This is a genomic window from Fulvivirga aurantia (assembly GCF_009711475.1).
GTDB classification, from domain to species: domain Bacteria; phylum Bacteroidota; class Bacteroidia; order Cytophagales; family Cyclobacteriaceae; genus Fulvivirga; species Fulvivirga aurantia.
The window spans coordinates 1-4,897 of sequence record NZ_SMMD01000631.1 but is presented as its reverse complement, the minus strand read 5'-3'; the positions used below and the strand labels follow the sequence as shown (position 1 = coordinate 4,897).

Genomic DNA, 4,897 nt, shown 5'->3' with positions numbered 1-4,897 from the left:
CCTTTTAGAACGTCATTCCCACGAAGGTGGGAATCTCTATCCCTTCGCTGCGCTGTAAGCGGGGCTCTCACCAAACAAAAACCTCAATCCTGGGTTGTTAGGGCAATGGGTCAATCTAATGCCAACATGATAAAAAAAGCTGCTAAAGGCTATTTCCAGAATTTCAGAGAAATGACAACCTGGAAAGAAGACGATAGCTGGCTCACTAAAACAGGAAAAGTTCTCTTAGATATACTTGGAGTGCTTACGCTCATTGCCTTCAGTCCTTTTTTACTGTTTGCTCTTATTGTCGCATTTGTCGTTGCCTTATGATTAGCCGATTTAATCACTACAGCTTTCTCATCCCTCTCATTGTATTTTTAGGGCATCAGCTCCTTGAGATCATATTTCAGATAAGGATTACTTTCATTGATAATTACGTAGATCCCTTTTGTATGAGCGCACTGGCTTTGCATTTATTAGCCGCTGAGCGTTTCTTGTTTTTTGATGATGAGTTGCGGGTAATCGATGTTATTGTTACCACACTATTTCTGGCATTTGTGGCTGAGGTGGTGTTCCCCTTTTTTTCTTCAAGATTTGTCGCAGATGTTTACGATGTACTGGCGATTGCAATCGGTTCTGTCTGGTTTGTACTCACCAGCAAAGATTTTAAACGGAGCAAGTCTTAAGCACAACCATCATCCTTTATGGGATCGTGCCCCCAATTCATCAACGAGTATCTCCAGGTGCTTTTTTCCACATCATCTTTGGGTCCTCCTTGTGAGCAATGACGTTTGATATACCCTACCACTTCTGTCATGTGATCCCACTGATCATCGCTAAGATTGTCTTTATTGGTGTTCTTAATTTTTACAATTTTCCTTCCTGACTGGTGGCCTGTTGATTCGCTACCATCACTGTCACCAACAGATTTACTTTCTTCGGTATCCAGCCACTCTTCCAGTTCTTTGGGTTGCATGTTTACAAGCTCTCTCCACTCTTCCCAAATTTCATCTCGTGATTTTTCTGACATATCTCTTTCTTTAAAACACTAACCTGAGTTAACTAGAAAAGTTTTATAGGAAAATCGCAATAACAATATCAATAGTGATTGTGTATTTAATTAAATCAGCTACCAATAAACTATGCTCAAAAAGGTATTAAACCCTATTCAAAAATTCATTCAAATTGAAAGCTTTAGTGGCATACTGCTTTTTGCTGTCACAATCATTGCGCTGCTATGGGCCAACTCTGGTTGGGCGTCCTCTTACGAGGCGATCTGGCAATATAAAATGGGCTTTACCTTCGGAGACTTTAAACTCATAAAACCACTGATCTTATGGGTAAACGATGGCCTGATGGCTGTTTTCTTTTTTCTGATTGGGTTGGAGATAAAGCGTGAACTTCTGATCGGTGAGCTAAACTCACTAAAAAAGGCTACCCTCCCATTACTGGCTGCTGTAGGTGGTATGCTTGCACCACTCGCTCTTTACCTTACCTTAAACACCAACCCGCAAACCGCAGATGGTTGGGGTATCACCATGGCAACAGATATTGCCTTCACACTGGCAATCATCAAGTTACTGGGCAATCGTGTGCCATTAAGTTTGAAGATATTCCTCACAGCTTTTGCCATAGTAGACGACCTCGGTGCTGTGTTGATCATCGCCATTTTTTACAGTGGTGGTATCAAGTGGATGTTAGTTGTGTATGCACTGGCTATTTTGGCGGTATTAATTGCTTTGACAAAATCGGGAAAGTATACAAAACAAGTGACTATTGTGGCTGGCTGTGTGATATGGCTACTTTTTCTAAAAGCCGGAATACACCCTACAATCGCTGGTGTGCTACTTGCATTTACTGTACCCATTAAAAACAAGATTGAAAGCATATTCTTTGCAGAAAGGGTAAGCGAAATCGCTTCAAAAATTGAAGAGTCAGAAACTACAGATACCCCTCTACTGTCAAAAACACAGGAAAAAGAGGTCAAAAAACTGAAGAAGCTCATTAAGAAATATAAGCCTCGATTACAGCACCTGGAGCATAAACTTCACGAATGGTCAGCTTATGCAATCATGCCGATTTTTGCGTTGGCCAATGCCGGAGTAGCTGTAAGTACAGATATGGAAGTAGAAACCGGGCTGATTATAAATATTGCTTTAGCCCTCCTGGTGGGTAAATCTGTAGGTATCATGTTGCTATCATACCTGGGTGTAAAATTTAAAATCGCTTCTTTACCTGATGAAACTAACTTTACACAGATTTTAGGTGTGGCGATTTTAGCCGGTGTAGGTTTTACCATGTCAATTTTTATCGCCAACCTGGCATTTATCGGAAATGACATCTATATAGATTCTGCCAAGATTGGGATTATTCTCGGCTCGATTCTTTCGGGTGTAATAGGTTATACACTATTGAGAGTTACTGGTAAAGCCAAGTAGATTCAAAGTTATCCCTAATGGGCGATTATCTGCCAGAGTAATCAGTACTTGAACTTATAGCCAGCAAGTTTGATCAGTTTTTCGCTACTTACTTTTTTGAAAGGTTGAGGCTGGTCATTAAATGTTGGCGGTTGTAAACCCAAATCATTTGCGGCACTTTGATAAAAGCTTTTTCGTGTCTCCTGCTTTGGTGAACAGGCATTGAAAGTCTCACCCCAGAGACCTTGATCAATTATCGCCTCTATTACACCCAAGCAATCTTCAAGGTGTATCATATTCACAGGGTTGTCAGCACCTAATAGATCAGTTTTTCCTGCCAAAAACCGACCAGGATGTCTCTCGGGTCCGTACAGTCCGCCAAAACGCATAATTGTTGTTTCAAAAGCTGTTGATTGGGTAAAAATCTGTTCCATTTTCAATAATGGAATACCGCTACGCGACAGGCAATTTACGTCTGCATCCTCCTCAGTCACTTCCTGATTACTGTTAGGGTAAACACCCGTAGAACTAACGAAAAGCACGTGTTTCACAGAACCCTGTGCGTAGGATCTGATAGTTTCAAGTTGCAGCTCATAGAAATTGGGTACTCCTTCCCTATTGCGAGGTGGAAGATTGATAATCAAAATTTCTGAATCAAAAAAATCTCTGGCTTCACCCACCAAATCAGGTTCGAAAGATAAATGATAGGGCTTTATTCCGACATGCTCTAGCTCCTGAAGTTTTTCTTTCTGGGTAGTACTGCCCTTCACGACAAAACCCCTTTTTACCAAATACTCTCCCAATGGAAGGCCCAACCACCCACAACCCAAAATGCTGATTGTTTTCATGTTGTGAAATTAGGAAATATAAGCCTGGTCGGCATAGAATTACACGAGCTTCATTTTTTTGACTGTAAATTTTACACTCCTGACATAGGGTTGTCGCTCACAGTATTTATCTTGATCAAAAATCATTGCTTATGGAATTTGTAGAAAGTCATAAGGTTTCAGAAATACTCAGCAGCTACCCTCAACGCGCGAGAAAAAAGTTACTTGAGCTCAGACAGTTGATTATTGATACGGCCACCGCTACGGAAGGTGTTGAGAAGCTTTTAGAAACTACCAAATGGGGTGAGCCTAGTTATGTTTCCAAAACAGGCAGCACAATACGCATGGACTGGAAAGAAAATACACCAGATAAATATTATTTGTATTTTATCTGCTCTACAGAGCTTGTTAATACCTTTAAAATACTCTATGGAGAAGAACTCCAATATCAGGGCAACAGAGCCATTGAGTTAAATGTAAATAGCACTTTACCAAAAACACCTCTAATAAAATGTATTACGCTTGCTCTCACTTATCATAAGGTAAAGCATCTTCCGATGTTGGGTGTTTAGCTTTTATGCGATCGGCAACCTAACGACTTACATCTACCAATTTACCATTCATATAGTGGTTGACACCATCACGAGCTTCTGTTTCTGTATCTCTGTCATAACCTAATGTAAAATTCTTAAGGTCAGCTTCTTTCAACACTACTACGACTGGTTTGCTGCCATTGCTTCCATAGTAATACACACGATTATTGTCTTTAGCATAATATCGCTCCATCAATTCAAAAGTTATCGGATCAGCTTCTTTTACTTTAGCCAGGGGCTCTTCATCTCTATAAAAAAGAAGGTATACATTTTGGCTATCTTTAATATACATCCCATAATCGTTCTCCACCACTTCAACAGTTTCAAGATCTACCCTCACCTGTGACTTCTTTGAGTAAATATAGAGAGCTTCTCCATCGCTCAGCACGCCCTTATTTAAAAAATTAACCTTGTCGGGGTCGTTTTGAGTAAGAACTTCGTTTTCGTAGTAGATATGATTGGCATCTTTTGCATAAAGGCCTGAAATGTACTCAAAACTACCTGCGTCAGACCCTTCCATCACCCTGCCTTCAAATATTGCATGTTTGTTGTCTTTCCAATAAACTGGCGATTGATAGCCCAGTGTATCTTCAGCATCGTTTATTACCGGCCCCAGGCTATCTGGGTCTGCTCCTTCTACCACCCTGCCATAGTAATACACCCTGCCATGGTCTACTGCATACTGGGAGTCATCTATAATCTTAAATGAAGCGGGATCTGCATCCTCAATCGTTTCTCCATTGAGGTAAACATTACTTTCTCCTATAAAATAGCCAGAGTTTGGGATACCCCGTTTTAAATTCATAAGCATACCAGGAAACCCATAAAGCGTGCAAATCAACAATGTAGCGACAGAAAAACCAATCAGCCATACATTGGGAGTCATCCCGAAAAACTTATAACCCAGTAGTTTATAAAGCACAAAAATTATCACCGGATAGCCTATAATGAATATGGCCGTGAGAATGGATGACAGTCGGTCTTCAAAACCTCTCGAAGCCACCAGCATGGGTGACATCATGATAAGAAAACCCCAAACCAGCAATAAAATGGCAGTAATGATGTTAAAGGCAGTATT

General features: G+C 40.6%; 7 protein-coding genes. 4 read left to right on the top strand and 3 right to left on the bottom strand.

The window, feature by feature from the left end; translation table 11 throughout:
- Together E1176_RS20925 and E1176_RS06115 are read left to right on the top strand one after the other, a co-directional pair.
- Positions 1-312, top strand: a 312-nt coding sequence (locus E1176_RS20925; RefSeq protein WP_222933097.1) for a hypothetical protein, incomplete at its 5' end; no start/stop codon positions are given.
- Positions 313-434: 122 nt separating this feature from the next.
- Positions 435-668 (top strand): hypothetical protein, encoded by a 234-nt coding sequence (locus E1176_RS06115; RefSeq protein ID WP_155209677.1) that lies wholly within the window; start codon positions 435-437, stop codon positions 666-668.
- Here the strand turns inward: E1176_RS06115 and E1176_RS06110 are convergent.
- On the bottom strand, positions 665-1,012 hold the full coding sequence (locus E1176_RS06110) for a DUF3140 domain-containing protein (protein ID WP_155209676.1): 348 nt from the start codon (positions 1,010-1,012) through the stop codon (positions 665-667). The genes E1176_RS06115 and E1176_RS06110 overlap by 4 nt on opposite strands.
- 112 nt (positions 1,013-1,124) lie before the next feature.
- Here E1176_RS06110 and nhaA point away from each other — a divergent pair, with 112 nt between their 5' ends.
- Positions 1,125-2,420 carry a Na+/H+ antiporter NhaA gene (nhaA, locus tag E1176_RS06105; protein WP_155209675.1) on the top strand — a complete coding sequence of 432 codons (1,296 nt, stop codon included), beginning with the start codon at positions 1,125-1,127 and terminating at the stop codon, positions 2,418-2,420.
- Between the two features lie 41 nt (positions 2,421-2,461).
- Here the strand turns inward: nhaA and E1176_RS06100 are convergent, their stop codons facing one another.
- Entirely contained in the window at positions 2,462-3,247 is a 786-nt protein-coding gene (locus tag E1176_RS06100) for an SDR family oxidoreductase (protein WP_155209674.1), read from the bottom strand.
- Between the two features lie 131 nt (positions 3,248-3,378).
- Here E1176_RS06100 and E1176_RS06095 point away from each other — a divergent pair, with 131 nt between their 5' ends.
- On the top strand, positions 3,379-3,798 hold the full coding sequence (locus E1176_RS06095; protein ID WP_155209673.1) for a DUF1801 domain-containing protein: 420 nt from the start codon (positions 3,379-3,381) through the stop codon (positions 3,796-3,798).
- A 19-nt stretch (positions 3,799-3,817) separates the two neighbouring features.
- Here the strand turns inward: E1176_RS06095 and E1176_RS06090 are convergent.
- The coding region (locus E1176_RS06090) for a DKNYY domain-containing protein (RefSeq protein WP_185152662.1) at positions 3,818-4,897 on the bottom strand (1,080 nt) is incomplete at its 5' end.